This is a genomic window from Kitasatospora atroaurantiaca (assembly GCF_007828955.1).
Classification (GTDB): Bacteria; Actinomycetota; Actinomycetes; order Streptomycetales; family Streptomycetaceae; genus Kitasatospora; species Kitasatospora atroaurantiaca.
Genome location: NZ_VIVR01000001.1, coordinates 3675405 through 3699768 on the forward strand (window position 1 = coordinate 3675405; position 24364 = coordinate 3699768).

Sequence of the window (24364 nt, forward strand, 5' to 3'; positions counted from 1 at the left end):
GCGCGCCCCTTTGGGGTACCCCGTCCTGATGGGTTGCCCGCCTACCGGCGTCGACGGCGCGAGGTGCCGAAGATGCTGCGGGAGATCTCCCGGCCGAGCTGGGTGCCGGCCGAGCGGGCGAAGGACTTCAGCGCCGGGTTGCTCAGCAGCGACCCGAGCAGCCCGCCCTCCTCCTTCTCGCTCTCCTTCTCCGGCGCGGGAGCCGCAGGTCTCTCGGATGCCGCAGCCTTCTCGGGTGGCGCCGTACGCGCCGCCAGCTTCTCGTACGCCGACTCGCGGTCGACCGCGTCCCGGTAACGCGCCGTCAGCGGCGAGGCGTCCACCGCCGCCCGGAGCGCCGTCTCCTCGACCGGCCCCATCAGCGACTGCGGCGCCCGCAGCCGGGTGGCGGCCACCGGCGTCGGCGCCCCCCTCTCGGAGAGCACGGTGACCACGGCCTCGCCCGTCCCGAGCTGGGTGAGCACCTCGGCGAGGTCGTACGAGGACCTGGGGAAGGTGGAGACCGTCGCCTTGAGCGCCTTGGCGTCGTCCGGGGTGAAGGCGCGCAGCGCGTGCTGGACCCGGTTGCCCAGCTGGGCGAGCACCTCGGCCGGGACGTCCCGCGGCGTCTGGGTGACGAAGAAGATCCCGATGCCCTTCGAGCGGATCAGCCGCACGGTCTGGGTGATCGCCTCCAGGAAGGCCTTCGAGGCACCCTTGAAGAGCAGGTGGGCCTCGTCGAAGAAGAAGACCAGCTTCGGCCTGTCGAGGTCGCCGACCTCCGGCAGCTCCTGGTAGAGGTCGGCCAGCAGCCACATCAGGAAGGTGGAGAAGAGCCTCGGCCGGTCCTGCACGGCCGGCAGCTCCAGGACCGAGACCACCCCGCGCCCCTCCGCCCCCGTGCGCAGCAGCTCGGCGGTGTCGAACTCGGGCTCGCCGAAGAACGCCCCCGCGCCCTCGTTGTCCAGCACCGTCAGCGAACGCAGGATCACCCCCGCCGTGGCGGCGGAGAGTCCGCCGACGGTCTTGAGCTGCTCCTTGCCCTCGGGTGAGGTGAGGAAGCCGATGACCGAGGTGAGGTCCTTGAGGTCGTACAGCTCGAGGCCGTTCCGGTCGGCGTAGTGGAAGACCAGGCCGAGCGAGGCCTCCTGGGTCTCGTTCAGGTCGAGCACCTTGGAGAGCAGCAGCGGGCCGAAGCTGGTGACGGTGGCCCGGACGGGGATGCCGACCCCCATGCCGCCGAGCGCGTAGAACTCGGCGGGGCACCCCTGCGGCACCCACCGCTGCCCGACCTCGGCGGCCCGGGTGGTGACGCGGTCGCCCGCGGTGCCGGGGAGGGAGATCCCGGAGACGTCGCCCTTGATGTCGGCGAGGAAGACCGGGACGCCCTGGGCCGAGAGCTGTTCCGCGATCAGCTGCAGGGTCTTGGTCTTGCCGGTGCCGGTCGCCCCGGCGACCAGGCCGTGCCGGTTGAGCACACCGAGCGGGATCCGGACCTGCGCCTCGGGGTAGGCGGTGCTGCCGTGCAGGACCGCGCCGAGATCGAGGGCCGGGCCGGTGAAGGCGTAGCCTGCGGCGATCTCCTGAACGGCCGGCGGCGTGGCGGCGGGCAGGGTGCCCGCGGGTGGTCCGGCCGGCGGTCCGGCCGGCGGTCCGGCCGGCGGTCCGCCGGTGGGCGGGGTGTCCGGAACGGACGGAGTCTCAGCGGTCATCTCGGCGGGCTCCCAGGGCGGCACGGATCGGCAAATGCGACATTCACCATGTAATCGCTTCAAATCGCCAAGCGCAGGCCAGGCCACGCCTGCTGCGCCCCCGGCCGACGTGACGGTAGGCTTTCCGTGTGATCTTCAAGCGCATCGGCAACGGACGGCCGTACCCGGATCACGGCCGGACCAGCACCCGCCAGTGGGCGGACGTCGCGCCGCGTCCGGTGCGGCTGGACCAGCTGGTGACCACCAAGGGGCAACTGGACCTCGAAACCCTCCTGGCCGAGGACTCCACCTTCTACGGGGACCTCTTCGCCCACGTGGTGAAGTGGCACGGCGACCTCTATCTGGAGGACGGTCTGCACCGCGCGGTGCGGGCTGCCCTGCAGCAGCGCCAGGTGCTGCACGCACGCGTCCTAGAGATGGAATGACCTCGCCCAGGTCCCTCCGTCACCCTTCCGAGACGGCCCGGCCGGACGCCGGTACATCCTTTCGAGTGCCGTCGTACTCCAGATGATGATCATTTAGTACCTTCGCACGCGGTCTGGCACTAATCTGCTGAATACGGCCGCAGTTGTCCGGCGACTCCGCTCTCCCGGCCGCAGTCGTCACTGGCCACAACCCGTCACCGAGCCTGCCCTGGCACGAGGGGGAGACAGACTGTGAGCATGTTGACTCCCCAGGGGTTGAAGGGGAAGCAGTACCGGATCACCGGCAACTCGTACCCCCGCCTGGGACGCCCGCCCCGCAGGAGCCGCAAGATCCTGGCCCTGATCGGCTCGTTGCTCGCGCTGGCCCTGATCGGGCTCGGCGGCGTGCAGTTGGTGGACATCTTCACCGGCAAGGGCCGGCACTCCTCGGCCCAGGCCTGTGCCACGCCCGCCGCCACCACCTCCGGCAAGCCGCTCGCCGCACCCGCCTCGGGCCCCGGGGCCTCCGGCTCCCCGGCGGCGGCCGCCACCAGCACCGCCATCCCGCAGCCGCAGGCCGTCACGGTGAACGTGTACAACGCCACCGGCAAGGCCGGCCTGGCGGCCCGGACGGCGGATGAGCTGAAGAAGCGCGGCTTCACCATCGGCAAGGTCGGCAACGCCCCCGCCGCGCTCGACAAGAAGGTGCCCGGCACCGTGCAGGTGGTCAGCGGCCCGGCCGGGCTCGGCGCCGCCACGCTGCTCGGCTCGCAGGTCGCCGGGTCCGCCGGCTCAGCGGACGCCCGTACCGACGCCAGCGTGGACTTCGTGCTCGGCGACACCTTCGCCGCGCTGCTCGACCCGACCCAGGCGGCCTCCGCACTGGAGATCGCGACCAAGCCGTCGCCCTCCGCCTCCCCGGCGCCGGGCAGCTGCTGATCCGGCCGTCCGCACGGCCCGTACGCACGCAGAGAGGGGCCCCCGGAATCCGGGGGCCCCTCTCCGGTCTGCGTGGGTTCAGCCCGCCGTGCCGTACAGGCGGTCGCCGGCGTCGCCGAGGCCGGGCACGATGTAGCCGTTCTCGTTGAGCCGCTCGTCCACGGCGGCCGTCACCACGGTGACGGGCAGCCCGGTCAGCTCCTTCTCCATCACCGCGATGCCCTCGGGCGCCGCCAGCAGCACGACCGCGGTGACATCCGTGGCGCCGCGCTCGATCAGCATCCGGATCGCCGCGACCAGCGTGCCGCCGGTGGCCAGCATCGGGTCGAGGACGTAGACCTGACGGCCGGAGAGGTCGTCCGGCATCCGGGTGGCGTACGTGGACGCCTCCAGGGTCTCCTCGTTGCGGACCATGCCCAGGAACCCGACCTCGGCGGTCGGCAGCAGCCGGGTCATGCCGTCCAGCATGCCGAGCCCGGCGCGCAGGATCGGCACCACCAGCGGGCGCGGGTAGCTGAGCCTGGTCCCGGTGGTGACGGCGACCGGCGTGGTGACCTCCACCTGGTCGGTACGGACGTCCCGGGTGGCCTCGTACGCGAGGAGCGTGACGAGCTCGTCGGTCAGCCGCCGGAAGGTCGGCGAGTCGGTGCGCTCGTCGCGCAGGGTGGAGAGCTTGTGGGCCACCAGCGGGTGGTCGACGACATGGAGACGCATGGTTCGACGATAACGGGCAACGGCACAGACGTACGACCGCCGTGACCGTCACGACCGGCGGACGGGGGAGTCCGAACCGAGACCTTTCCACTGGTATCAACCGGACACTTCTGGGAAAGTCGGACCGTATGAAGAGCAACCCGGACCCCGGGGGCGGCTCGTCAGAAGAGTCCGAGGCCCCACCCGAGACCGAGGCGCAGCGCCGCAGACGGCGAGCCGTCTTCCTCCGCGAGCTCGCGGAGGCCCGCGAGCTGCGCGCCCGGGTGCAGCCCCGGCGCACCAAGGAGCGCCGGATGCGCGAGGCCCTGCGAATGCGAACCTTCCGGATCTGACGGCGTACCGGTCGGCGTGTCGGCTGCATCCTCGGTCCCGGGCCGGTCTTTCCGACACGACCTGCAAAGACGCGCTGCCGAACACCCCCCGCAGCGGCGGGCTTTCTGTCACGATGCCGGTGGGACGGTCCGAACAGCGGACCGCCTCTGGCGCGGGGGCGGCCAGACCGCGTTCGCCCGAGATCGCCTACAGCCGAGACCAATCTTGGGAGAGTCCCTGGTGGCGTACTTCGCTGCAGTGCTTGCTCGCACCGATGGCGGGTGGGATGTGAGCGAGACAGAACTCGACGACGTCGAAACCCTGGCCGACCTGGCCGACCTGGCCCGCGAGGCCGCCCAGGACGACGACACCGTCCTGGTCTTCATCGAACAGGAGGACGCGTGGTTCGCCGTCCTCCGCGTGGACGGCGAGGAGGACCCGCGGATCTTCGTCTCGGACGGCGCCGCCGCCGCCCGCAGCTCCTACGGCTCGATCCTCACCGACGAACTGGTCGACCGGGTCGGCGACGGCGACTTCGACGACTTCGACAGCCTGGTGTCGGAGCTGGAGGACGAGGACGCGGAGACCGACGAGAGCGATCAGGACGAGGAGGACGCCGGCACCGCCGTCGGCCCCGGCGGGGTCCCGGTCGGTCCGCTCGGCGACTCCGACCTGCTGACGGAGTTCGGGCTCGCCTCGCCGGATCTGCTGGACCTGAGCGGCGAGGGCGCGGTGCCCGGCGACGCGCTGGCCGAGATCGCCGAGGCCCTGGGCTGCGGCGAGGTGCTGGAGGCGGTGCGGTAACGGCCGTGCCGGTGCCGGACACTGGTGCCATGCAGATCGTTCCCCTCCCGGCCCCCGTACGCCCCGACCCGGTACGCGACCGCTGGACGGAGCTGATGCGCCTCGCCATCGCCGAGGCCGCACTGGCGCCCGCCACCGGCGACGTACCGGTCGGGGCACTCGTGCTCGGGCCGGACGGGGAGGTGCTCGGACGCGGCCACAACGAGCGCGAGGCGGTCGGCGATCCGACGGCGCACGCCGAGGTGGTGGCCATCCGCGAGGCGGCCGCGGCCGTCGGGGAGTGGCGGCTGAGCGGCTGCACCCTGGTGGTCACCCTGGAGCCCTGCACCATGTGCGCGGGCGCCATCGTGCTCTCCCGGATCGACCGTGTGGTGTACGGCGCCTACGACGAGAAGGCCGGCGCCGCGGGCTCCCTCATCGACGTGATCCGCGACCGCCGCCTCAACCACCGGCCCGAGGTGGTTCCGGGTGTCCTCGCCGAGGAGTGCTCCGCGCAGCTCCTCGCGTTCTTCGACACCCAGCGCTGAGCCCTCGCCCCCGGAACGGATTTCGTGACCGCGCGACCCGTCCGGTAGAGTCTCCCTCGGTAGCGTGTCCGAGCGGCCAAAGGAGCACGCCTCGAAAGCGTGTGTGGGGGCAACTCCACCGTGGGTTCGAATCCCACCGCTACCGCCAGCATCACGAAGGGCCCGAGCTGATCTCAGCTCGGGCCCTTCGTCGTTCGCGCCGTTCGGAGGGGGCGCGGCTCCGGGGGGACGAACCGCGCCCCCGCGGAGGTCCCACAACCGGTGCCGCGTCGGGGGGAAGCCGCGGCGTCCGGTCCCACAGCGGGGAGCCTCCGGATCCATGTACCGGGATTCCTGCCAGATCCGTCGGTACAACAACCATCCTCTTGCACGCCTCGGGGCCGGGCATCCGGAGAAAGGCCCCTGTCGTGGGGACCTTCGTCCCCGAGGGTGAACGCGTCTCTCACGCGCTGGGCCGTCTGGTGGATAAGCTGCGCGCAGGAGCAGGAGCGGAGGCGCGCCCGGGGACAAGGGACGGGGCGGCCCCATGGCAGGGAGGCAGGCCGGTTCGATGGCGCAGGCGAAGAAGATCGGCATGTACCTCCTGCTCATTTTCGTGATCTACACGGTCATCACATCCCCGGCCCGGGCGGCCGAGCTGGTGCAGTCGGGGTTCGTCGGGATCTCGGACGCGGCGAAGGCGGTCGGGACGTTCATGACCGGACTGGTGAACTAGGACGCGTGCAGGAGAGCTACCGTGGCTGGGTTCGCACCCACCCTCACCCGCTAGGAGCGGCATCGTGATCCGGCACCTGGTCCTGTTCAAGCTCAACGACGGCGTCACCAAGGACGACGAGCGCGCCCTCGCCGGCGCCAAGGCCTTCGAGGAGCTCGGCTCGCTGATCCCGGAGCTGCGCGAGTGGGAGTGCGGCTGGAACACCACCGTCCGCGACATCGCGTACGACTATGCGATCAACAGCCTGGTCGACGACCGGGACACCCTTCAGGCCTACCTGGGCCACCCGGCCCATCAGGCCGCCGCCGGACAGTGGCGTGAGTTCGCCACCTGGGTGATCGCCGACATCGAGGTCTGACACTCCGTCGGCCTACCGATCGTACCCGCACGACCCTTCGGCCCCCCGGCTTTGTGCGAGCCGGGGGGCTGTCGCATGTCCGGCCGTCCTCCCAGCGGTCCGCCCAACACACCTCTATGCGGTGCTTGCCCGGACTGCGCACGACTTGTGATGCTATGACCGGTTTTGCCGGACCTGGCGAGGTGGTGAGCCCAGCTCGGGAAGAGAGCCCAGTCCCACGAGCCACGTACCGCGAGCAGCTGCTCGGACTACCGGTGTCGACTTTGGGAGGGGTGACGTGACCGTGCAGACACAGGACAGCACGCCGGAGACCGGCGAGGAGGAGTCACCCCGGGTGGAGCCCGCGGACACCACCGAGGAGCCGGCCCCCGTCGGGACACCGGGCGAGCCGAAGGAGCGCACGCCCGGCGGGCGCAGCGCGGTCGACGTCCGCACGCTGACCCGCGTGCTCTTCGAACGGCTCGCGGAGCTGCCCTCCGACGCCCCCGAGCGGGAGCGCGTCCGCGCGGCCCTGATCGAGATCAACATCCCGCTGGTGCGGTACGCCGCGACGCGGTTCCGCAGCCGCAACGAGCCGATGGAGGACATCGTCCAGGTCGGCACCATCGGCCTGATCAACGCCATCGACCGCTTCGACCCGAACCGGGGTGTGCAGTTCCCGACGTACGCGCTGCCGACCATCCTGGGCGAGATCAAGCGGTACTTCCGCGACAACGTCCGCACCATGCACGTCCCGCGCCGGCTGCAGGAGCTGTGGGTGCAGGTGAGCGGCGCGATGGAGGAGCTGACGATCGCGCACGGCCGGGCGCCCAAGGTGCCGGAGATCGCCGCCAACCTGCGGATCCCGGAGGAGGACGTACGGGCCTGCCTGGACGCCGGGCGGGCCTACAACGCCGCCTCGCTGGAGGCCGCACAGGAACACGAGGGCGGGCTGGCGCTGCTGGACCGGCTCGGCTACGAGGACTCGGCGCTGGCCGACGTCGAGCACCGGGACATGGTGCGGCACCTGCTGGTACAGCTGCCGGAACGCGAGCGGCGGATCATCATGCTCCGGTTCTTCGCCAACCTGACACAGTCCCAGATCAGCACCGAGCTGGGCATGTCCCAGATGCACGTCTCCCGGCTACTGTCCAGAATCCTGACCCGGTTGCGAACCGGAAACTCCTGGGAGGAGTAGGCCGCCCAGGGCCGGGTCGGTGGGTTGCTACGCGTTACCACCGCGTGACATCTTGCGACGTTCGGGTTTGCCGGGACGTGTGATCCGGTATTGAGCTGGAGGGTCAGCCAGCCGGGAACTGCCACTCGGTAGTGACCGTTGAACAGTCAGTCACAAGGGGGTGGGTACACATGTCCGGAGAGCTGGGCCGTGCCGAGATCCACGGCACCACGACGGTCGCCGAGAAGATCCCTGCGCAGCAGACGTACAGTCCCGGGTCCGCCGCGCCGCCGGCCAAGGCGGTCGGCACGGTGCAGGACGGCGGGACTCCGGACAGGACCCTGGACCGGGCTCTGGACACCCGGACGCTCTCCCGGTCGCTGTTCCACCGGCTGGCCACACTGGAGACCGGCAGCACCGAGCACACCTACGTCCGCGACACCCTGATCGAGCTCAACCTGCCGCTGGTCCGGTACGCCTCCGCGCGCTTCCGCAGCCGCAACGAGCCGATGGAGGACATCGTCCAGGTCGGCACCATCGGCCTGATCAAGGCGATCGACCGCTTCGACCCGGAGCGCGGGGTGGAGTTCCCGACCTTCGCGATGCCCACCGTGGTCGGCGAGATCAAGCGTTTCTTCCGGGACACCAGCTGGTCGGTCCGGGTTCCCCGGCGGCTCCAGGAGCTGCGGCTCGCCCTCACCAAGGCCGGCGACGAGCTCTCCCAGAAGCTGGACCGCTCCCCCACCGTCGCCGAGCTGGCCGTCTTCCTCGGCGTCAGCGAGGAGGACGTGGTGGAGGGCCTCGCGGTCGGCAACGCGTACACCGCCAGCTCGCTGGACTCCACCCCCGGCGAGGAGGACGGCGACGGCCCGCTCGCCGAGCGGCTCGGCTACGAGGACCTGGCGCTGGAGGGCGTGGAGTACCGCGAGTCGCTCAAGCCGCTGCTGGCCAAGCTGCCGCCGCGCGAGCGGCGGATCATCATGCTGCGCTTCTTCGGCAATCTGACGCAGTCCCAGATCGGCGAGGAGATCGGCATCTCGCAGATGCACGTGTCGCGGCTGCTCACCAAGACGCTGACGCAGCTGCGGGCCGGCCTGATCAGCGAGTAGTCAGTCCCGGAGGAGGTTGCTGCGCAGGCCGTCCAGGATGTCGTCGTCCAGGCCGAGGCCGTCCTGCCAGAACTTCTCGAAGGACGCCCACCCGGTGGCGACCTCCTCGAAGGCCGCCTCCAGGTAGCCGCGGTCCGCGCGGAAGATCGGGAGCAGCAGGGCGGGCTCCTTCATCAGGCCGCGGGTGCCGAAGCTGTCCACGACGCGCTCGATCAGGGCGGCGGAACGCTTGTTGGTGAGGAGGTAGTCCTCGAAGACGGTCTCGCGGTCGACACCGAGGGCGGTCAGCACCAGGGCGGCCACCCAGCCGGTGCGGTCCTTGCCCGCCGAGCAGTGGAAGAGCACCGGCGGGCCGTCCGGCGCGGCCAGCAGGCGCAGCACGGTGGCGAAGCGCTCGCGGGCCACGGGGTCGGTGACGAACCAGCGGTAGAGGCTCAGCATCATCCGCTCGGCCTTGCCGTCGCCGAGGAGGGCGCGCTGCTTGCCGGCATCCCGGTCGGCCAGGGCGTTGCGCAGGGCCACGTATATGTCGAAGTCGGCGGCGAAGACCGGCAGGTGGTGCAGGGTCAGGCCGTCCGGCGTCGCGGGCTCGACGGTGACGGGGCTGGCGGAGTACTCCGCCGCGGAGATCTCCGCCGTGGGCAGGCCGGGGATGCGGTCCGGACCGGCCTCCCGGACCTCGTCCAGGCTGCGCAGGTCGATGACCCGGCGCAGCCCGCTGCCGGCGAGCAGGGCGAGGTCGTCGTCGGTCAGGCGGTTGAGCGCGTCCGCGCGCAGGGCGACACCGTGCCGGACGGTGCGGCCCTCAGCGGTCCGGTAGCCACCGAGGTCGCGGGCGTTGACCGCACCCTGGAGGCCGAGGCTGCGAGCGGTCTCGGTGGGCTGCTGGGTCACGGGGTGTCCTCCAGGGGCACGGATGTACGGCACGGGTGTACGAAATGCGCAGGACGCGATCAGTGTAGGGCGGCTCGCCGCCCGGAACGCGGGGCGGGTCGACGCCCGATCGGCCCGCAGGCGCGTACGGCCGGCGTGCTTCCCGGGAGGGATGTGAAGGTGTCGGGCTCGGGTCGGTGGACAGGCACCCAGGGGGCCTGAAGCCGGACGCCCGGCGGCGGAGCCGTCGAGGCCCCGGCCGCCAGGCGTACCGTGAGTTCCCGGCGGGTTACTTGACGGCGAGCCAGACCACCGCGGCCACCACGACGAGCGCGGCGACGGCGATGCCGACGACCAGGCCCGTCCGGTTGCCACCGGTGCTGCCGTAGGTGGAGACGGAGCCCGGGGCCTGGGGCGCGGGGCTCTCGTCGACGAACGCCCGGAACATCTGGGTGCTGCCGGCGGGGTCGTAGTCGTTGTCAGCCATGGCAGGGACTCTAGCCAACCCGACCGCTCGGAGGACACCCCGGACCCCCCGCCGGAGTGACCCCTCCACACGCTGCTCACATCGTGCAACGGGCGTGCGACAAGCTCATGAAACCTCCCGCGACCCGGAATGGCGACGCGGAGCGATCCGGTTGACTGCGGTCATGACCGACATTCGCAGTGACGCTCCCCACAAGGTGACCCTCGGCAGCTCGGACCTCGCCGTCTCGCCCCTCTCCCTCGGCGGCAATGTCTTCGGCTGGACGGCGGACGAGGCGCAGTCCTTCGCCGTGCTCGACGCCTACGCGGCCGGCGGGGGCAACTTCATCGACACCGCCGACATGTACTCGGCCTGGGCCCCGGGCAACACCGGCGGCGAGTCGGAGACCATCGTCGGCAACTGGCTGCGCAGCCGGGGCAACCGCGACGAGATCGTCGTCGCCACCAAGATCGGTATGCACCCCGAGGCGAGCGGGCTGAAGGCGGCGAACATCAGGTCCGCCACCGAGGCGTCCCTGCGCCGGCTCGGCATCGAGCGGATCGACCTGCTCTACACCCACCGGGACGACCTCGAGACCCCGGTCGAGGAGTTCATCACCGCGCTCGACGAGCTGGTCAGGGAGGGCAAGGTCCGCGCGATCGCCGCCTCCAACATCAGCGCCGAGCGGCTCGCTGAGTCACTCACCTTCTCGGCCGGGGAGGGCCTCGCGGCGTACGTGGCCGTCCAGCCGCACTACAACCTGGTCTCGCGGTCGACGTACGAGGGCCCGCTGGCCGAGGTCGTCGCGGAGCACGGGCTCTCCTCGGTGCCGTACTTCGCGCTCGCCTCGGGCTTCCTCACCGGCAAGTACCGGCCGGAGGGTGCGGCGGTGGACAGCGCCCGCGCCGAAGGTGCCGGCCGCTACCTGCAGGACCCGCGGGGCCCGAAGGTGCTCGCGGCGCTGGACAAGGTCGCCGAGACGCACGGGGTCGAAATCGCCACCGTGGCACTGGCCTGGCTCGCCGCCCAGCCCACGATCGCCGCGCCGATCGCCAGCGCCCGGACGGTCGAGCAGCTGCCCCCGCTGCTCGCGGCGGCGTGGCTGCGGCTGTCGGCGGAGGACCTGAAGCTGCTGGACGAGGCCTCGGCCTGAGATTGAGTCTCCCAGGGGCGCGGGGAACTGCGCGAGGCGGGAGGGCACAGGCCGTTGCCTTCCGCCTCGCGCAGTTCCCCGCGCCCCTGTGGTTGGCCCGCTGCCTCATCTACTGGCGGACGCCCTTGTTGACGCGCCCGGCGGGGGCGACGAAGGCGATCAGCAGCTGTTCCATCAGCGAGCGGCGGGCGGCTTCGTCCAGCTCGTGGGCGGTGACCCGTTCCAGCCGCCGTACGGCGAGGGCGGCCGCCTCGACCGCGTCGTCGACCAGGATGGTGCGCAGGCCCGCGTCCAGGTCGGCGACCCGGCGGCGGCGCATGCTGTCGGCGACCTCCGGCGCGTAGTCGACGGTCAGCGGCTGGGCGGAGTAGACCTCCAGTCCGGCCGGGGCGACCTCGGCGGCCAGCGCCCTGGTGAGCTCGTCGGCGAACCACTGGCCGTCCCGGAGGGTGGGGCCGGGGGCGTCGTGGCTGTCGCAGGGCAGCGCGCCGGCGGTGCGGGTGAGCACCGCGTGGACCTGCTCGCGCAGGTAGGTCTCGTGATCGGCGACGGAGAGCAGGGCCCGGGCGGTGTCCTTGACCCGCCAGACGATCAGCAGCCGGACCACGATCGGCGTGCCCGTACGGTCCGTGACGTGGACCGGGTCGCTGCGCCAGTGGCGCAGCCGGACGTCGACCCTGCGCCGGCGCAGCAGCGGGTTGACCCAGGCCAGGCCGTTTCGGCGCACGGTGCCCCGGTAGCGGCCCCACCGGGTGAGCACCCGGGTCTCGCCGCCCGCGTTGACCAGCAGCCCGGCCATGGTGAGGACGGCCAGCAGTCCGGCCGCGCAGGCGATGGCGATCGCCTCGGCGGTGACATCGGGTTCGCCCCTCGTCCTGGCGGCGCCGGTGCGGATGTCGGGGAGAGCCGCGATACGCGGGATCACCCCGGTCCGGGCGAGGACCAGGACCAGGGCCGCGACCGCGGTGAGCAGCGTGAGCAGCGCGACCCAGCCGGGGATGCTGCGGGCGCGGTGCTCGCGGAGGCCGGGGTCGGTGCGCGGCGGGCGACGGGCGGCGGACTGGGTCGCCAGGGGCTGGGTCACCTCGGGCTGGGCCTCGGGTGGTCGGCCCACGGGTGGCTCGGCCGCGAGGGGCTCGGCGACGAGGGCCTCGAGCTCGTCCTCGGCGGGCATGGCCGACGCCCTGACCAGCGGCCTGGTGACGGCGTCGGCCACCACCCGGCTGAGCTGGGTGGCGCCGACCGGCGGCCGCTCGGGCAGCGCCGGAGGCCAGGAGTTGGGTCGCGGAGAAGAATCGCGGGTGACGTCCATGCACGGATCCTCGGGGTCGGTGTGTCGCACAACTGGGTGAAGGGCGTGCCGTCAGCGCCTGCGCCCTCCCGGCCCACGGCTGAAGATCCGGCGGGTCAGCAGACCGACGGCTGCGAGCAGGAGGAGGAAGCCGCAGGCGCCGACGCGCCAGGCGTCCGTGGCCGAGCGGTGCGCGGCGGCTGCTGCTGCCTCATCGGTGTCCGCGGGAGGGAGGGCAAGCGTCCGGTGCTCCAGCTCCTCTACTGCGGCGGGGGTCTCCGAGGTCGGGACGGACTTCGCGGAGGCCTTGCTCGGGGAGGGGGTCGGCGACGCACTTGCGCTCGTACTCGGCTTGGGGGAGGTGCTGGTCGACGGTGCCGGGCTCGGGGCGACCGTCGGCACGAGGATCGGGAGGATCACCGGGGTCTCGGGCGTCCGAGAGGGCCTTGCGGACGGGGTGACCACCGGCGACGCCGACGGGGACGGGGATGGCGAGGCGGACGGGGAGCCTGACGGGGTGGCGCTCACCGAGGCGCTCGGAGTCGGAGCGGGACTCGCACTCGCACTCGCCGCGGCGCTCGGACCGGCACTCGGACCGGCACTCGGACCGGCACTCGGACCGGCCGAAGTCGGGCCCGCCGGGCTCGCCGGGCTCGCCGTGGGCTTGACCCGTACGGTGACCCCCTCCCCCGCCGTCCCGTTGCCCGCCCGGTCGGTGACCGTGACGACCACCGAGTGCTCGCCCTCCGCGAGATCGCGGGCAGCCGTGCAGGCCCAGGTGCCGTCGGCCGCCACCGCGGCCGTGCAGACCACGACCCCCGCCCCCGCCCCGCTGCGGGCGGTCACGGTGACGGTCGCGCCCGGTTCGGCCCGCCCGGTCAGCCGGGGCCTCGCGGTCGTCACCGTCTCGCCCGCCGCGGGCGAGCCGAGCACCGGCTTGTCGGGCGCCACGGTGTCCACCACCAGGGGCACGGGCTTGCCCGCCGTCCGGTTCCCGGCGCCGTCCACGGCGGCGGCGGTGAGCTGGTGCCGCCCGTCGGCGAGGTTCTCCACCGGGAGGCAGGACCAGGTCCGGTCCTCCGCGACCGCCGTACTGCACAACTCCCCGGCCGCCCGGCTCCCGGCGGGCACGTCGGTGACCGAGACGGTGCTGCCCGGGTCCGCCGTGCCGGTGAGCAGCAGGCCGGGGTCGTTGGTGTACTCGGGCAGGGTCAGCACGGGGGCGGCCGGCGGTTCGGTCTTGACGGTGATCCGGACGGCGTCGCCCTTCAGCACCACGCCGCCCTTGGTCGTCTCGACCGGGACGAGGCTGTGCGCGCCCGGGCCGAGCGGGGCGTCCGGACGGCAGGACCAGCTGCCGTCGGTGCCGGCGGTGGCCCGGCAGAGGGTGGTGTCGCCCTCGACGATCGCGACGGCCGCCCCCTGGACGGCGCCGTCACCCCGGATCTCCGGCCGGGCGGCGGCGACCACGGCTCCGGCCACCGGGCCGGTGATCTCGGGCTTGGAGGCGCCGACCGAGAGCTTGATGCGCTGGTCGAGCACCTCTCCCGAGTCGGCGAAGCCGCCCGCGCCGACGAGCTGCGAGGCGTCCCGGGCGATCCGCAGCCGGGCCCAGGTCTCCCCGGCGGAGGCGTTGCCGGGGACGGTCCACTCCAGCCTTGCCGTGGTGGCGCCGGCCGGGACCTCGGTCTGCACCCGCTCGGTGGCGTCGAAGCGCCCGTTGCGGTCGAAGTCGATCCATCCGGCCAGCGTGGCCGGCCCGCTGCCGGGGCTCACCGGCACGATGAGGTCGAAGTACCGCCCGATCGCCGCCTCTGCCGGGAACGTCACGGTGGGGTCGGCGCCCTGGTACTCGCCCCGGCTCGGCTGGAGCCCGGGCGGTACCGGGTTGGCCCAGGGGCTCCTGCGGCGGGCGGCGCCGTGGTCCAGCTCGACCACGGGCACGTCCTCGACCGGCTCCCGTACGCCGGGCACGGCCGCCGGCACCAGCGGGTGGGCCACCTGAGCCGTCGTCACCTTCCGTGCGATGCCGGTGACGCCGTCCTGCCCCAGGAAGAGGTCCGAGACCAGGTGCGAGACGTTCCCGTACCCCTGCGGTGCGGTGCCGAGGCCCTCGTCCAGGGTGACGGTGTACGCCTGGCGCAGCGGCGCCGGGGCGGTGGTGCTGCCCGCGCGGGCGGTGCTGCGCTGCTCGACCCGGAGGGTGGCGGTGGTGATGGTGCCGGAGAGTTCGAGCGTGCCCAGCCCGTCGGAGGACCCGTCGTTCTCGCCCTCGCCGACCGGGCCGAGGGCGTTGCCGGCGACCGTCCAGCCGGTCCAGTCCGTACGGCCGACCAGCGTCGGGGCGCTCGGCGAGCCGCCGGTGACGGTCAGTCGGCTCACGGTGCCCGTGGTGCCGCCCTTTCCGGTGGCGAGCGAGGCGAGGCCGCTGATGTGCAGCCGGGGATTCCGGACGGCCCGGGAGAAGGAGATCTGCAGGGTGCCCGCGGTACGCCAGGAACCGTCCGCGCGAGGGCGGTCCTCGGCGACCTTGAAGGTCTCGGCGGGGTCGCCGGCGTGAACTCCGTCCGCATAGACGGTTCCGCCGCCGGTCGGGGCAGCGAGCTTTCCGGGAGCGGCGGCGGCGGTGATCCCGGGGAGGGGGGCGAAATCGAGTTGGACGGCCAGTCCGGACGGCAGCACGGCGCGGCGCTCTCCCGTCCAGGTGTCGGGAGTCTGCTGTGCATCGGCGGCGATCGGGGCGACGGTCGAATTCCAGCCAAGCAGCAGGCCGGTGGCCAATACGGCGGCCAGCGTCCGGCCGACTCCCCTCCGTGTACCGACTCCTGCGCACGTGGCGGCTGCTCTTCGTGCGAGGACTCTCCGCCCGTACCGGCCCGAGCGGGTGGCGGACACCATGACGGTATGGGGAAACTGTCGGCTCATCCGGCTCTCCTTCGGTGTCGGCCGCCAACGGGCGGTGTCGGCAGGCGTTCTGACGCGGCCATAACATCGGACAAAAGGGAATCACGATCTGGAGTCCGTCATACCGCGACACCGACATCGATGCCCGGGTAACACCCGAATGGCGGCCACCCTCACGGCAGCGTAGGAAGTGCCGGCGATCGATGCATTTCAGCCATCGGGAGAAGTGGTCAACCGATCGTTACTGTCGTGCGATTGACCATTCATCAGCGATCTCTGTTCGAATTGGGCGGGAGCTCAGTAGAGTCAGGGTCCGTGACGATTAATCCCGTTCTCATCAAGAGCAGTTTCGCCGCCCTGGAGCCGCACGGTCCCGAGGTGGCCGCGTACTTCTACCGGCACCTGTTCGAGCACAACCCGGGTGTCCGGAGCCTCTTCGCCGAGCACCTCGGTGAGCAGCAGGACCGGCTCTGGTCCGCCCTCGGCGCACTCGTCACCCACCTCGAGGACACCGAGACCGTGGTCGGCCTCCTGCAGGAGCTCGGCCGCCGGCACGCCGGGTACGGCGCCCTCCCCGCGCACTTCCCCGCCGTCGGCGCCAGCCTGCTGGCCGCGCTGCGGCACTTCGCCGGCGAGGAGTGGACCCCGGAGACCGAGGCCTCCTGGACCGCCGTGTACGGAGTGGTCGCCGAGACCATGGGCCAGGCGCTGGCCGAGACCTCCGGCTGAGGACGCCGCGGTGCCCTTCGACCCAGCGGTCGTCCGCGCCAGCTTCGCCGTCGTCGAGCGCCGCGCCGACCACCTGGCCAAGTACTTCTACGCCCACCTGTTCGCCCACAATCCGGGTGTCCGCGCGCATTTCCCGGCCGAGATGTCCGAGCAGCGCGACCGGCTCTTCGCCGCGCTGACCCAGCTCGTCCTCCGGCTGGAGAGCCCCGAGCAGCTCACCGGCTACCTCCGGGCGCTCGGGCGGGACCACCGCAAGTTCCAGGCCGCCCCCGAGCACTACCCGGCCGTCGGGGCGAGCCTGATCGCCGCCGTACGGCACTTCTCCGGCCACTACTGGACACCGGAGATCGAGAAGGCCTGGACCGAGGCGTACACGGTGATCTCGCAGGCCATGACCGACGCCGCAGCCGCCGTCCCCGCGGACGCGCCGGCCTGGTGGGAGGCCGAGGTGACGGTCCGCCACCGGGCCGCGTCCGACGTCGTGGTGCTCACCCTGGCGCCCGACCGCCGCTACCCCTTCACCGCCGGACAGTACCTCTCGCTCTGCTCGCCCCGGCAGCCGCAGGTCTGGCGGCCGTACTCGATCGCGAACGCCCCGCGCCCGGACGGCACCCTGGAGCTGCACGTCCGGCGGGTGCCGGGCGGGCTGCTGAGCACCGCCCTGGTCAACGACGTCATGCCGGGCGAGCGGCTGCGGATCGGGCCGCCGCTCGGCGACGCCGTCCTGGCGGCCGGCTCGGTACGGCCCCTGCTCGCGGTGGCCGGCGGTACCGGCTGGGCGCAGATCAAGGCGCTGGTCGAGCAGCTGGCCCGGGACGGCGGCCGGCCCGCCACCGTCTTCCTCGCCGCCCGGGACGACACCGACCACTACGACCTGCCCGCCGTACGGGAGCTGGTCGCCCGGCACGCCTGGCTGGGGGTGCTGCTCGCCGCGCCCGCCGTGGGCGGCCACCGGGAGGAGGCGGTACAGCTGCTCCGGGACGGTCTGCACGGGCGCGACAGCTGGGCGGGCCACGACGTCCACCTCAGCGGGCCGCCCGACCTCGCCCCCGCGATCGCCGAGCTGCTGCTCGGCCTCCACGCCGAACCGGAGCTGATCCGCCACGACCCCGTGCCGGTGACCTTCAACCGCGCCCGGCCGCTGACCTCGTCCGAGTGGTTCCTCGACCAGCGGGACGTGGCCTGGATCAACCGCACCGAGCTGGGGTGACCCCGGGGACGACGAAAGCCCCGGGCTGCTGCCCGGGGCCTTCGGTCTGTGCGCTCAGCAGGATTCGAACCTGCAACCTCTTGATCCGTAGTCAAGTGCTCTATCCGTTGAGCTATGAGCGCCCTTGGTACTGCGCGTAGCAAGCGACAAGACCCCGAGCGTGAGCCCGGAGCCTCGCGATTGCAGTGCGCTCAGCAGGATTCGAACCTGCAACCTCTTGATCCGTAGTCAAGTGCTCTATCCGTTGAGCTATGAGCGCTCGCCCTGTGGGCCTGGGCCTGCGGGGCGGTGCGGGGACAACATTACATGACCTGCGACGTGGGACGAAATCGATTGACCCCGGACACGCAAGAGCCCCGTCGGCATGCTGCCGACGGGGCTCCCGTGAGGCGGAGGCTGAGGGATTTGAACCCTCGATGGGCTTTAAGGCCCAAACCGCATTAGCAGTGCGGCGCCATAGACCGGACTAGGCGAAGCCTCCTCCACCCGGACCACGCCGACCTGCGGCGCACTCCGTGCGAATGTGATGATGCCACAGCCGGGGGCCCCGACACCAACCACCGACAACGTTACTAGGCGGGTCATCCGCAGCGCAAAGAAGAATGAGATACTCCAGTCTCCCGAGGAGAGCGCGAGCCGCGAGTCGCAAGCCGTGACGCAAGCCGTGAGGAGACCTGTCGACGTGAGCAGCAGGCCGATCCGAGGCGCTGCTCGCCTCGCCGCGATACTCGACGCCTTGCCCGATGCGCTGTTGCTGGTCAACAGCAACGGCACCGTCGTCGACGCCAACCAGGCCGCCGTGCAGAGCCTGCAGGCCCCAGGGACCTCGCTGGTCGGGATGGGCGTGCTCGACCTGCTCCCCGAGTTCGACCCGAGCCGGATCCCCGGCTCGATGCGCCCGGCCCCGCGCGAGCCGGAGGGCCTCGAGCGCCCGGTCCGGATGACCGCCCGCCGGACCGACGGCACCGCCTTCCCGGTCGAGGTCTCCGGCAACGACTTCTCCGACGACGGCGCGAGCGAGGGCGCCTACGTCCCGTACGGCAGCTCGTCCCCCTCCGGCAGCGACCTGCTGCTGCTCCTCGTCCGCGACCTCTCCGGCCGGCTCGGGGTCGAGGCCGAGCTCCGCCGCCAGCACAAGCAGACCGAGATGATCCTCCGGGCCGCCGCCGAGGGCGTGCTCGGCGTGGACCTCGAAGGCCGCGTGGTGCTGGTCAACCCGGCGGCCGCGCACATCCTCGACTACCGGGCGAGCGAGCTGGGCGGGCGCGAGCTGCACCCGCTCATCCAGCACTCCCAGGCCGACGGCAGCCCGCTGGCCCTGGAGGGCTCGGCGCTGCTCGACACCCTGCTCTCCGGCCGCAAGCACCGGGTGCGCGGCGCGGTGCTCTGGCGCAAGGACGGCCGCCCGGTGACGGTCGACCTGACCACCGCGCCGGTCCGCGACGGCGACCAGCTGGTGGGTGCGGTGATGACCTTCACCGACCGTACGAAGGAACTGGCGCTGGTCGCCCGCAACGAGCACCTGACCGCCGTGCTGGAGAGCGAACTGGGCAGCGCGCTCACCGCGCTCCACCGGCGGATCGACGCACTGGCCGGCGACCCGGCCGGGCAGCTCTGGCCCGAGGCCAACTGGACGCTGCGCCGGCTCGCGGACGAGTGCCGGCGGTTCGGCACCCTGATAGACGGGGTGCTCGCGCACCAGCGCTTCGAGAGCGAGGCCGAGTCCGGCCGGCAGGATCTCGAGCGCGACCCGGTCGGGCTGGACAAGGTCGTTCAGCGCGCCGTCGAGCACGCCGGCGAGCTGGTCGGCGCGGGGCGGGTCCGGTACTCGGTGCACGCCGCCTCCGTCGAGGTGACGGCCGACCGGGAGCGGCTGGCGCAGGCGCTGGCCCACCTGGTGGCGGACGTCAGCGGTGTCGCCCTCTCGCTGGACGCGCCCGGCACCGGCCAGGCGCCCTCGCTCGGCGTGCCCGCACTGCCCCCGGTGGGCGGGGACGCGCCGATGGTCGTGCTGGCGGCCGCGCAGCGCGGCGACGTGGCCAGGATCGAGGTCCGCGGGCCCTCGCGGACCGCCGGCCCGGTGCACCTGCCGATAGCGCGCAGCACCGTGGAGCGGCACGGCGGCGTACTGCAGCGGCACGAGCTGCCGAGCCGGGCCGGGACGACGTACGTGGTGGAACTGCCGCTCGACCCGGCGGCGGTGGCGAAGGCCGCGACCGAGGGGCAGCGCAGCGTCCCCAAGGAGACCGACACCGCGATGCTGCCCGACCTGCCGGAGGTGCCGCCGGCACCCGCGGCGGCCGAGGAGCAGGCGGCGGAGCGTACGGCCGGCGACGGAGCCGAGCAGCCTGCCCCGCGCGGACCGATCGCGCTCGGTCCGGTCGAGCCGGAGCAGGCCGCGCCGCCGGCTGACGCCCCGTCGGAGCCCGCCCCGGCCCCGGCCGAGGACAAGGCCGGGCGCCCGAAGCGGCGGCGGCGTGGGGTGCCCGCGAGCGAGGAGTCGTCCGGCGGTCTGTCGATCCCCGGCATCCCCGACCCCGGGACACCCGTCTACCCCGGCCTGGAGCACGCGCTGCCCGCCGCACCGCCGGAGCCCGCCGCGGCTCCCGGCACTGATGCGGCCGCCACCGCGGCCCAGCCGACCGGACGGCGTCGCCGCCTTGCCCTGCCCGCGCAGGCGGAGGGGCCGCAGGCGGCGGACCCGGCGCCCGGCGCGGAGCTGGAGCTCGCCAAGGCACCTGCACCCGAACCGCCGTCAGCTCCGTCCGAGGCCGCCGAACGGCCGTCGGAGCAGCCGCAGCCCGTCGGCAGCGGTCTCGGCGAGCTCGCCCCGCCGCGCCCGCTCGGCGGCTTCGCCAGCGCCTTCCCGAACGCCTTCCCGCAGCCCGAGCCCGTAGCGGCACAGCCCGTACCGACGCAGGCCGTACCGACGCCGAATGTCCCGGCCGAGCGGCCCGCGCTGCCCGCGGTGACCGGTGCCTCGGAGGCGCCGGCGCCCGTCGAACCGCGTACGCCTCCGCGTCCGATGGCCGAGCTGGCCCGCTCCAGCGCGGAGGAGCCGGCCGAGCAGCCCGCTGCCCCCGACTACCCGACGATGGTCACCCCGACCGTCGACGGCGGTCCGCGCCGCCTGCTGGTCTGGCCGGAGCCCGACCCGTCCACCAAGCAGGCGCTCCAGGACCGCGGCTACCGCCCGGTGATCGTGAGCTCCCGCGAGGAGGTGGACGCCCAGGTGGCCGCGTACCCGGCCGCCCTGTTCGTCGACCCGCTGACCGGTCCGATCACCCGCACCGCCCTGCAGTCGCTGCGGACGGCCGCGCTCAACAGCCGGGTCCCCGTGCTGGTCACCGCCGGCCTCGGCCAGGCCAACCGGGACGCCGCGTTCGGCGCCGACCCGGCCGTGCTGCTGCGGGCCCTCGCGCCGCGCGACAGCGAGAACCACGCACCCAGGGTGCTCCTGGTCGAGTCCGACCCGGACATCGCGGCCGCGCTCATCGGCAGCCTGGAGCGGCGCGGCATGCACGTCGAGCACGCGGAGAGCGAGAACGACGCCGTCTCCCGGGCGAGCAGCGTGCAGCCCAACCTGGTGGTGATGGACCTGCTGCAGATCCGCCGCCGCCGGGTCGGCCTGCTGGACTGGCTGCGCGCCAACGACCGCCTGCACCGGACCCCGCTGGTCGTCTACACCTCGGTCGACCTCGACCCGCAGGAGCTGCCGCGGCTGCGGACCGGCGAGACAGTGCTCTTCCTCGCCGAGCGCTCGACGACCGAGGACGTGCAGTCCCGGATCGTCGATCTGCTGGGCCGGATCGGCGCGATGGGCGAGGTCGGCGCGGTCGGCCGGGCCGGCGGGTTCTGAAGCCGATCTTGGGCGTAAGGTCAGCCAACCATCCAGGGGTGCGTGGGGGCACCTCCCGGCCGAAGGCTGGGGGAGAACTGCGCGAAGCGGGAGAGTGCACCGCCGCACCTTCCGATCTCGCGCAACTCCTCGCGCCCCTGTTGTGGCTGATCGGCTGCCTGACCCTACTGGCGGAGCCCCTGAGCGAGTTGCCGGGGCGGTGCGCTACTGCAGGATGCCGACCGCCCGCGCCACCACCAGCAGCACCGTGAGCAGCGACACCACCGACTGAGTGATCATCAGCAGCTTGGCCCAGGCGGAGAGCGGCATGGTGTCGGTCGGGCTGAAGGCGGTGGCGTTGGTGAAGGCCACGTAGAAGTAGTCCAGGAAGTACGGCCGCCAGGCGGGCGAGGCGATGCCCTCCTGCTGCATCTGCGGGAAGAGGAAGTCCGGGTAGGCCTTGGTGCCCAGGGCCCGGGCCGCCGGGCCGCCGCGGTCCCACTCCCAGTACCAGAGCGCGAAGGCGATGACGTTGGTCGCCCACACCGCTCCGCCCGTGGCGAGCAGCGCGACCGCGCTGGTGGCCCCCGCTCCGCGCAGCAGCTCGCGCACCAGGTTCACCGCCGACCAGGCGTTGGCCAGGCTGATCGCGGCGACCAGGCTGAGGCTGAGCGAGCGGAGCAGGGGCGAGCTGCGGTCGAGGTGGCGGTGCGGGTGCGCGATCGCGAGGGCCACCAGCAGGGCGAGCTCGAGCGCGGGCAGCAGCCAGTGCGGACTGATCGTCAGCCGGGCGGGCAGGAACAGTTGCAGAGCCACCGCGAGCAGGATCGCCAGGGTCACCGCCCAGCGCTCCTCCCCCTCGGTCGGCTCCCGCCAGGCCGGCGCCTCGGGGGCCGGCTCGGGTTGGAGCAGGCTCTCGATCCGGTCCAGCCGGCGGTGCAGCTGCTCGACCAGCTCGTGCTGGTCCGCGCTGCCCGGTGGCTTGTTCTCACTCATGGCGGTCATTCTCGCGAGCCCGCCGGTCGGGTGGGCAGGGGCCGCGCCGCGGCTCCGGTGAGGGGTCAGCCCGCCGTGGTCAGGGGCAGCCGGGCGACCAGGCGGGCGCCGTGCGGCTGTGCTTCGGCGCGGAGGGTGCCGCCGTGGTGCGCGGCGATGTCGCGGGCGATGGCGAGGCCGAGGCCGGTGCCGCCGAGCTCGCGGCTGCGGGCGTCGTCGAGGCGGGTGAACCGTTCGAAGATCCGGTCGAGATCGGCGGGCGGGATGCCCGGGCCGTCGTCGCGGACCTCCAGGACGGCGGTCCTGGACGTCCGGTCGGTGCGCAGCGAGACCTCGATCCGCCGGTCCGCGTAGCGCTGGGCGTTGTCGACGAGGTTGGTGAGCAGCCGGGAGAGCCAGGTCCGGCTGCCGGTCACGGTGGCGCCCGGGGCGAGGTCGGTACTGACCGCGATCCGGTCGGCGCCCCGGGCGGCCAGCACCTCGCGGCAGAGACCGGCCAGGTCAACCGCCTCGGTGGGCACCCGGTCGGCGGCGTCGAGGCGGGCGAGCAGCAGCAGGTCGGCTGCCAGGTCCTGGAGCCGGACGGTGTCCTCCAGGGCGTCGCTGACCAGGTCGGGCCAGAGCGCCGGGTCCGGGTGGGCCAGGGCGACCTCGAGCTGGGTCCGGAGGACCGTGATCGGACTGCGCAGTTCGTGCGAGGCGTCGGCGATGAAGCGGCGCTGGCGGATGCCCGCGTCCTCCAGGCGGTCCAGGGTCGCGTTCATGGTGACGGCGAGCCGGGCTATCTCGTCCTCGGTGTGCGGTACGGGGACCCGCCGGTGCAGGTCGTGCCCGGTGATCTCGGCGACCTCGGCGCGGATGGCCTCCACCGGGAGCAGTGCCCGGCCGGTCACCCGCCAGGTGACGGCCGCGACGGTGAGCAGCAGCAGCGGGACGCCGATGGCGAGGGCCGTCCTCGTGGTCTCGTACGCCGCGTCGGCGTCGCGCAGCGAGGTGCCCGCGTACACGGTGAGCCGCCCGGCGGGGCTGTCGGTGGCGGCGACCACCACCCGCTGGCGGTACTCCGCGCCGACCGGGGCGCCGTCCCAGGTGGCGCTTCGGGCGGGGCGGCCACCGGACCTGGCCCGGGTGACGGGCGGCCGGCCGGCCAGGTTCGGACTGGCCGCGATCACCGTGCCCCCGGCGTCGACGACCTGGATGAAGTCGGCGCCGGGCACCAGCGGGACCACGGCGGGCAGGCGTCCCTGCGCGGCCAACTGGGCGACGGTGTCGGCCTGCTGCGCCGCTGCTCCCTCGGCGTTGCGGAGCAGGTTGGCGTGCAGCAGGCCGGTCAGGGCCAGCGAGCCGGCGGCCAGCGCCAGGGCGACCACTGCGGTGGCGGCCACGGTGGCCCTGGCCCGTACGGATCCCGGCCACGCCCTGCGGAGTTGACGTCTCACCAGGTGCAGGAAACTAGCCACCGTCGACCGCCAGCCGGTAACCGGCGCCGCGTATCGTCTCGACCGCCGAGCGGCCGAAGGGCGCGTCGATCTTGCGGCGGACGGCGCTGACATGGACCTCGACCAGGTTGAGGTCGCCGTCGTAGGCCGAGTCCCAGACCCGTTCCAGGATCTCCCGTTTGGGTATCACCTCGCCGGCGTGCCGGGCGAGGTACTCGAGGACGGCGAACTCCTTGGTGGTGAGCCGCACCTCGGCCCCGGCGCGGGTGCAGGAGTGGCGGGCCGGGTCGATGACGAGGTCGCCGAACTCCAGGGTCTGCGGCAGCCTCCGGCCGGTCCGCCGGAGCAGGGCGCGCAGCCGGGCCACCAGCACCACGTAGGAGAAGGGCTTGGAGAGGAAGTCGTCGGCCCCGGTGTCCAGCGCCTCGGCCTCGTCGTACTCGCCGTCCTTGGCGGTGAGCATCAGGATCGGGGTCTCGTTGCCCGCGGCCCGCAGCCGGGAGCAGACCCGGTAGCCGTTGAGGCCCGGGAGCATGATGTCGAGCACGATGACGTCGTAGTCGTGCTCGCTCGCCAGCCAGAGGCCCTCGTTGCCGTCGTGGGCGAGGTCGACGGCGAAGCCCTCGGCGCGGAGACCACGCTGCAGGGCCACCGCGAGGCGCTTCTCGTCCTCCACCACCAGTAGACGCACCGGTACAGCCTCGCAGGTCTCGGGCGCGGGCGGCTGAAGGGGTCT

22 protein-coding genes and 4 tRNA genes are annotated in these 24364 nt (G+C 72.8%); 14 read left to right on the plus strand and 12 right to left on the minus strand.

What is annotated here, in order from left to right:
- Nucleotides 1-41: 41 nt before the first annotated feature.
- On the minus strand, nucleotides 42-1691 hold the full coding sequence (locus tag FB465_RS16970) for a helicase HerA-like domain-containing protein (RefSeq protein WP_145791646.1): 1650 nt from the start codon (nucleotides 1689-1691) through the stop codon (nucleotides 42-44).
- Nucleotides 1692-1819: 128 nt separating this feature from the next.
- Between FB465_RS16970 and FB465_RS16975 the strand changes: the two genes are divergently transcribed.
- Both FB465_RS16975 and FB465_RS16980 read left to right on the plus strand, forming a co-directional pair.
- A complete protein-coding gene (locus tag FB465_RS16975) occupies nucleotides 1820-2116 on the plus strand; it encodes a type II toxin-antitoxin system VapB family antitoxin (RefSeq protein ID WP_030061387.1) in 297 nt (98 codons plus the stop codon).
- A gap of 237 nt (nucleotides 2117-2353) precedes the next feature.
- On the plus strand, nucleotides 2354-3034 hold the full coding sequence (locus tag FB465_RS16980) for a LytR C-terminal domain-containing protein (protein ID WP_145791648.1): 681 nt from the start codon (nucleotides 2354-2356) through the stop codon (nucleotides 3032-3034).
- A gap of 78 nt (nucleotides 3035-3112) precedes the next feature.
- Here the strand turns inward: FB465_RS16980 and upp are convergent, their stop codons facing one another.
- Nucleotides 3113-3748: a uracil phosphoribosyltransferase gene (gene upp, locus FB465_RS16985; RefSeq protein WP_145791649.1), complete on the minus strand. Its 636-nt coding sequence runs from the start codon at nucleotides 3746-3748 to the stop codon at nucleotides 3113-3115.
- Nucleotides 3749-3876: 128 nt separating this feature from the next.
- Here upp and FB465_RS16990 point away from each other — a divergent pair, with 128 nt between their 5' ends.
- The 8 genes from FB465_RS16990 to FB465_RS17025 all read left to right on the plus strand — a co-directional run bounded on the left by FB465_RS16990 (nucleotide 3877) and on the right by FB465_RS17025 (nucleotide 8729).
- On the plus strand, nucleotides 3877-4080 hold the full coding sequence (locus FB465_RS16990; RefSeq protein ID WP_145791651.1) for a hypothetical protein: 204 nt from the start codon (nucleotides 3877-3879) through the stop codon (nucleotides 4078-4080).
- A gap of 268 nt (nucleotides 4081-4348) precedes the next feature.
- Entirely contained in the window at nucleotides 4349-4864 is a 516-nt protein-coding gene (locus FB465_RS16995) for a tRNA adenosine deaminase-associated protein (protein WP_246192692.1), read from the plus strand.
- Nucleotides 4865-4893: 29 nt separating this feature from the next.
- The gene (tadA, locus tag FB465_RS17000; RefSeq protein ID WP_145791654.1) at nucleotides 4894-5391 is read left to right on the plus strand and encodes a tRNA adenosine(34) deaminase TadA; all 498 of its coding nucleotides are present in this window, start codon (nucleotides 4894-4896) and stop codon (nucleotides 5389-5391) included.
- Between the two features lie 58 nt (nucleotides 5392-5449).
- Nucleotides 5450-5539, plus strand: a tRNA-Ser gene (locus FB465_RS17005).
- A gap of 378 nt (nucleotides 5540-5917) precedes the next feature.
- Nucleotides 5918-6106, plus strand: a complete 189-nt coding sequence (locus FB465_RS17010; protein ID WP_145791656.1) for a hypothetical protein — start codon at nucleotides 5918-5920, stop codon at nucleotides 6104-6106.
- 64 nt (nucleotides 6107-6170) lie between these two features.
- On the plus strand, nucleotides 6171-6464 hold the full coding sequence (locus tag FB465_RS17015; RefSeq protein ID WP_145791658.1) for a Dabb family protein: 294 nt from the start codon (nucleotides 6171-6173) through the stop codon (nucleotides 6462-6464).
- Nucleotides 6465-6741: 277 nt separating this feature from the next.
- Entirely contained in the window at nucleotides 6742-7641 is a 900-nt protein-coding gene (locus FB465_RS17020) for an RNA polymerase sigma factor SigF (protein ID WP_145791659.1), read from the plus strand.
- Nucleotides 7642-7811: 170 nt separating this feature from the next.
- Entirely contained in the window at nucleotides 7812-8729 is a 918-nt protein-coding gene (locus tag FB465_RS17025) for an RNA polymerase sigma factor SigF (protein WP_145791661.1), read from the plus strand.
- Here FB465_RS17025 and FB465_RS17030 read toward each other — a convergent pair whose 3' ends face one another.
- Together FB465_RS17030 and FB465_RS17035 are read right to left on the minus strand one after the other, a co-directional pair.
- Nucleotides 8730-9623, minus strand: coding sequence for a tyrosine-protein phosphatase (locus FB465_RS17030; RefSeq protein ID WP_170290614.1), 894 nt, complete (start codon nucleotides 9621-9623; stop codon nucleotides 8730-8732).
- Between the two features lie 268 nt (nucleotides 9624-9891).
- Complete coding sequence (locus FB465_RS17035) at nucleotides 9892-10089, minus strand: hypothetical protein (RefSeq protein WP_145791664.1); 198 nt, start codon at nucleotides 10087-10089, stop codon at nucleotides 9892-9894.
- A gap of 163 nt (nucleotides 10090-10252) precedes the next feature.
- Here FB465_RS17035 and FB465_RS17040 point away from each other — a divergent pair, with 163 nt between their 5' ends.
- Nucleotides 10253-11221, plus strand: a complete 969-nt coding sequence (locus tag FB465_RS17040) for an aldo/keto reductase (protein ID WP_145791666.1) — start codon at nucleotides 10253-10255, stop codon at nucleotides 11219-11221.
- Nucleotides 11222-11330: 109 nt separating this feature from the next.
- Here FB465_RS17040 and FB465_RS17045 read toward each other — a convergent pair whose 3' ends face one another.
- Both FB465_RS17045 and FB465_RS17050 read right to left on the minus strand, forming a co-directional pair.
- Nucleotides 11331-12533 carry an SPFH domain-containing protein gene (locus tag FB465_RS17045; RefSeq protein ID WP_145791668.1) on the minus strand — a complete coding sequence of 401 codons (1203 nt, stop codon included), beginning with the start codon at nucleotides 12531-12533 and terminating at the stop codon, nucleotides 11331-11333.
- A 51-nt stretch (nucleotides 12534-12584) separates the two neighbouring features.
- Entirely contained in the window at nucleotides 12585-15293 is a 2709-nt protein-coding gene (locus tag FB465_RS17050) for an Ig-like domain-containing protein (RefSeq protein ID WP_170290615.1), read from the minus strand.
- A gap of 438 nt (nucleotides 15294-15731) precedes the next feature.
- Here FB465_RS17050 and FB465_RS17055 point away from each other — a divergent pair, with 438 nt between their 5' ends.
- Together FB465_RS17055 and FB465_RS17060 are read left to right on the plus strand one after the other, a co-directional pair.
- A complete protein-coding gene (locus tag FB465_RS17055; protein WP_170290616.1) occupies nucleotides 15732-16145 on the plus strand; it encodes a globin domain-containing protein in 414 nt (137 codons plus the stop codon).
- 10 nt (nucleotides 16146-16155) lie between these two features.
- A complete protein-coding gene (locus tag FB465_RS17060) occupies nucleotides 16156-17355 on the plus strand; it encodes a globin domain-containing protein (protein ID WP_145791673.1) in 1200 nt (399 codons plus the stop codon).
- 49 nt (nucleotides 17356-17404) lie between these two features.
- Here FB465_RS17060 and FB465_RS17065 read toward each other — a convergent pair.
- The 3 genes from FB465_RS17065 to FB465_RS17075 form a co-directional block, all read right to left on the minus strand.
- A tRNA-Arg gene (locus FB465_RS17065) sits at nucleotides 17405-17477 on the minus strand.
- Between the two features lie 64 nt (nucleotides 17478-17541).
- Nucleotides 17542-17614: transfer RNA gene (locus tag FB465_RS17070), tRNA-Arg, on the minus strand.
- 131 nt (nucleotides 17615-17745) lie between these two features.
- Nucleotides 17746-17836: transfer RNA gene (locus FB465_RS17075), tRNA-Ser, on the minus strand.
- A gap of 201 nt (nucleotides 17837-18037) precedes the next feature.
- On the opposite strand from FB465_RS17075, the gene FB465_RS17080 reads away from it, so the two are divergent.
- Nucleotides 18038-21214 carry a PAS domain-containing protein gene (locus FB465_RS17080; RefSeq protein WP_246192693.1) on the plus strand — a complete coding sequence of 1059 codons (3177 nt, stop codon included), beginning with the start codon at nucleotides 18038-18040 and terminating at the stop codon, nucleotides 21212-21214.
- A 204-nt stretch (nucleotides 21215-21418) separates the two neighbouring features.
- On the opposite strand, the gene FB465_RS17085 is transcribed toward FB465_RS17080, so the two are convergent.
- From FB465_RS17085 to FB465_RS17095, 3 genes are all read right to left on the minus strand, one after another.
- Nucleotides 21419-22189: a hypothetical protein gene (locus tag FB465_RS17085; protein WP_211785805.1), complete on the minus strand. Its 771-nt coding sequence runs from the start codon at nucleotides 22187-22189 to the stop codon at nucleotides 21419-21421.
- Nucleotides 22190-22254: 65 nt separating this feature from the next.
- Complete coding sequence (locus FB465_RS17090; protein ID WP_246192694.1) at nucleotides 22255-23628, minus strand: sensor histidine kinase; 1374 nt, start codon at nucleotides 23626-23628, stop codon at nucleotides 22255-22257.
- A 13-nt stretch (nucleotides 23629-23641) separates the two neighbouring features.
- Nucleotides 23642-24319, minus strand: coding sequence for a response regulator transcription factor (locus FB465_RS17095; protein WP_145791677.1), 678 nt, complete (start codon nucleotides 24317-24319; stop codon nucleotides 23642-23644).
- Between the last annotated feature and the right edge of the window lie 45 nt (nucleotides 24320-24364).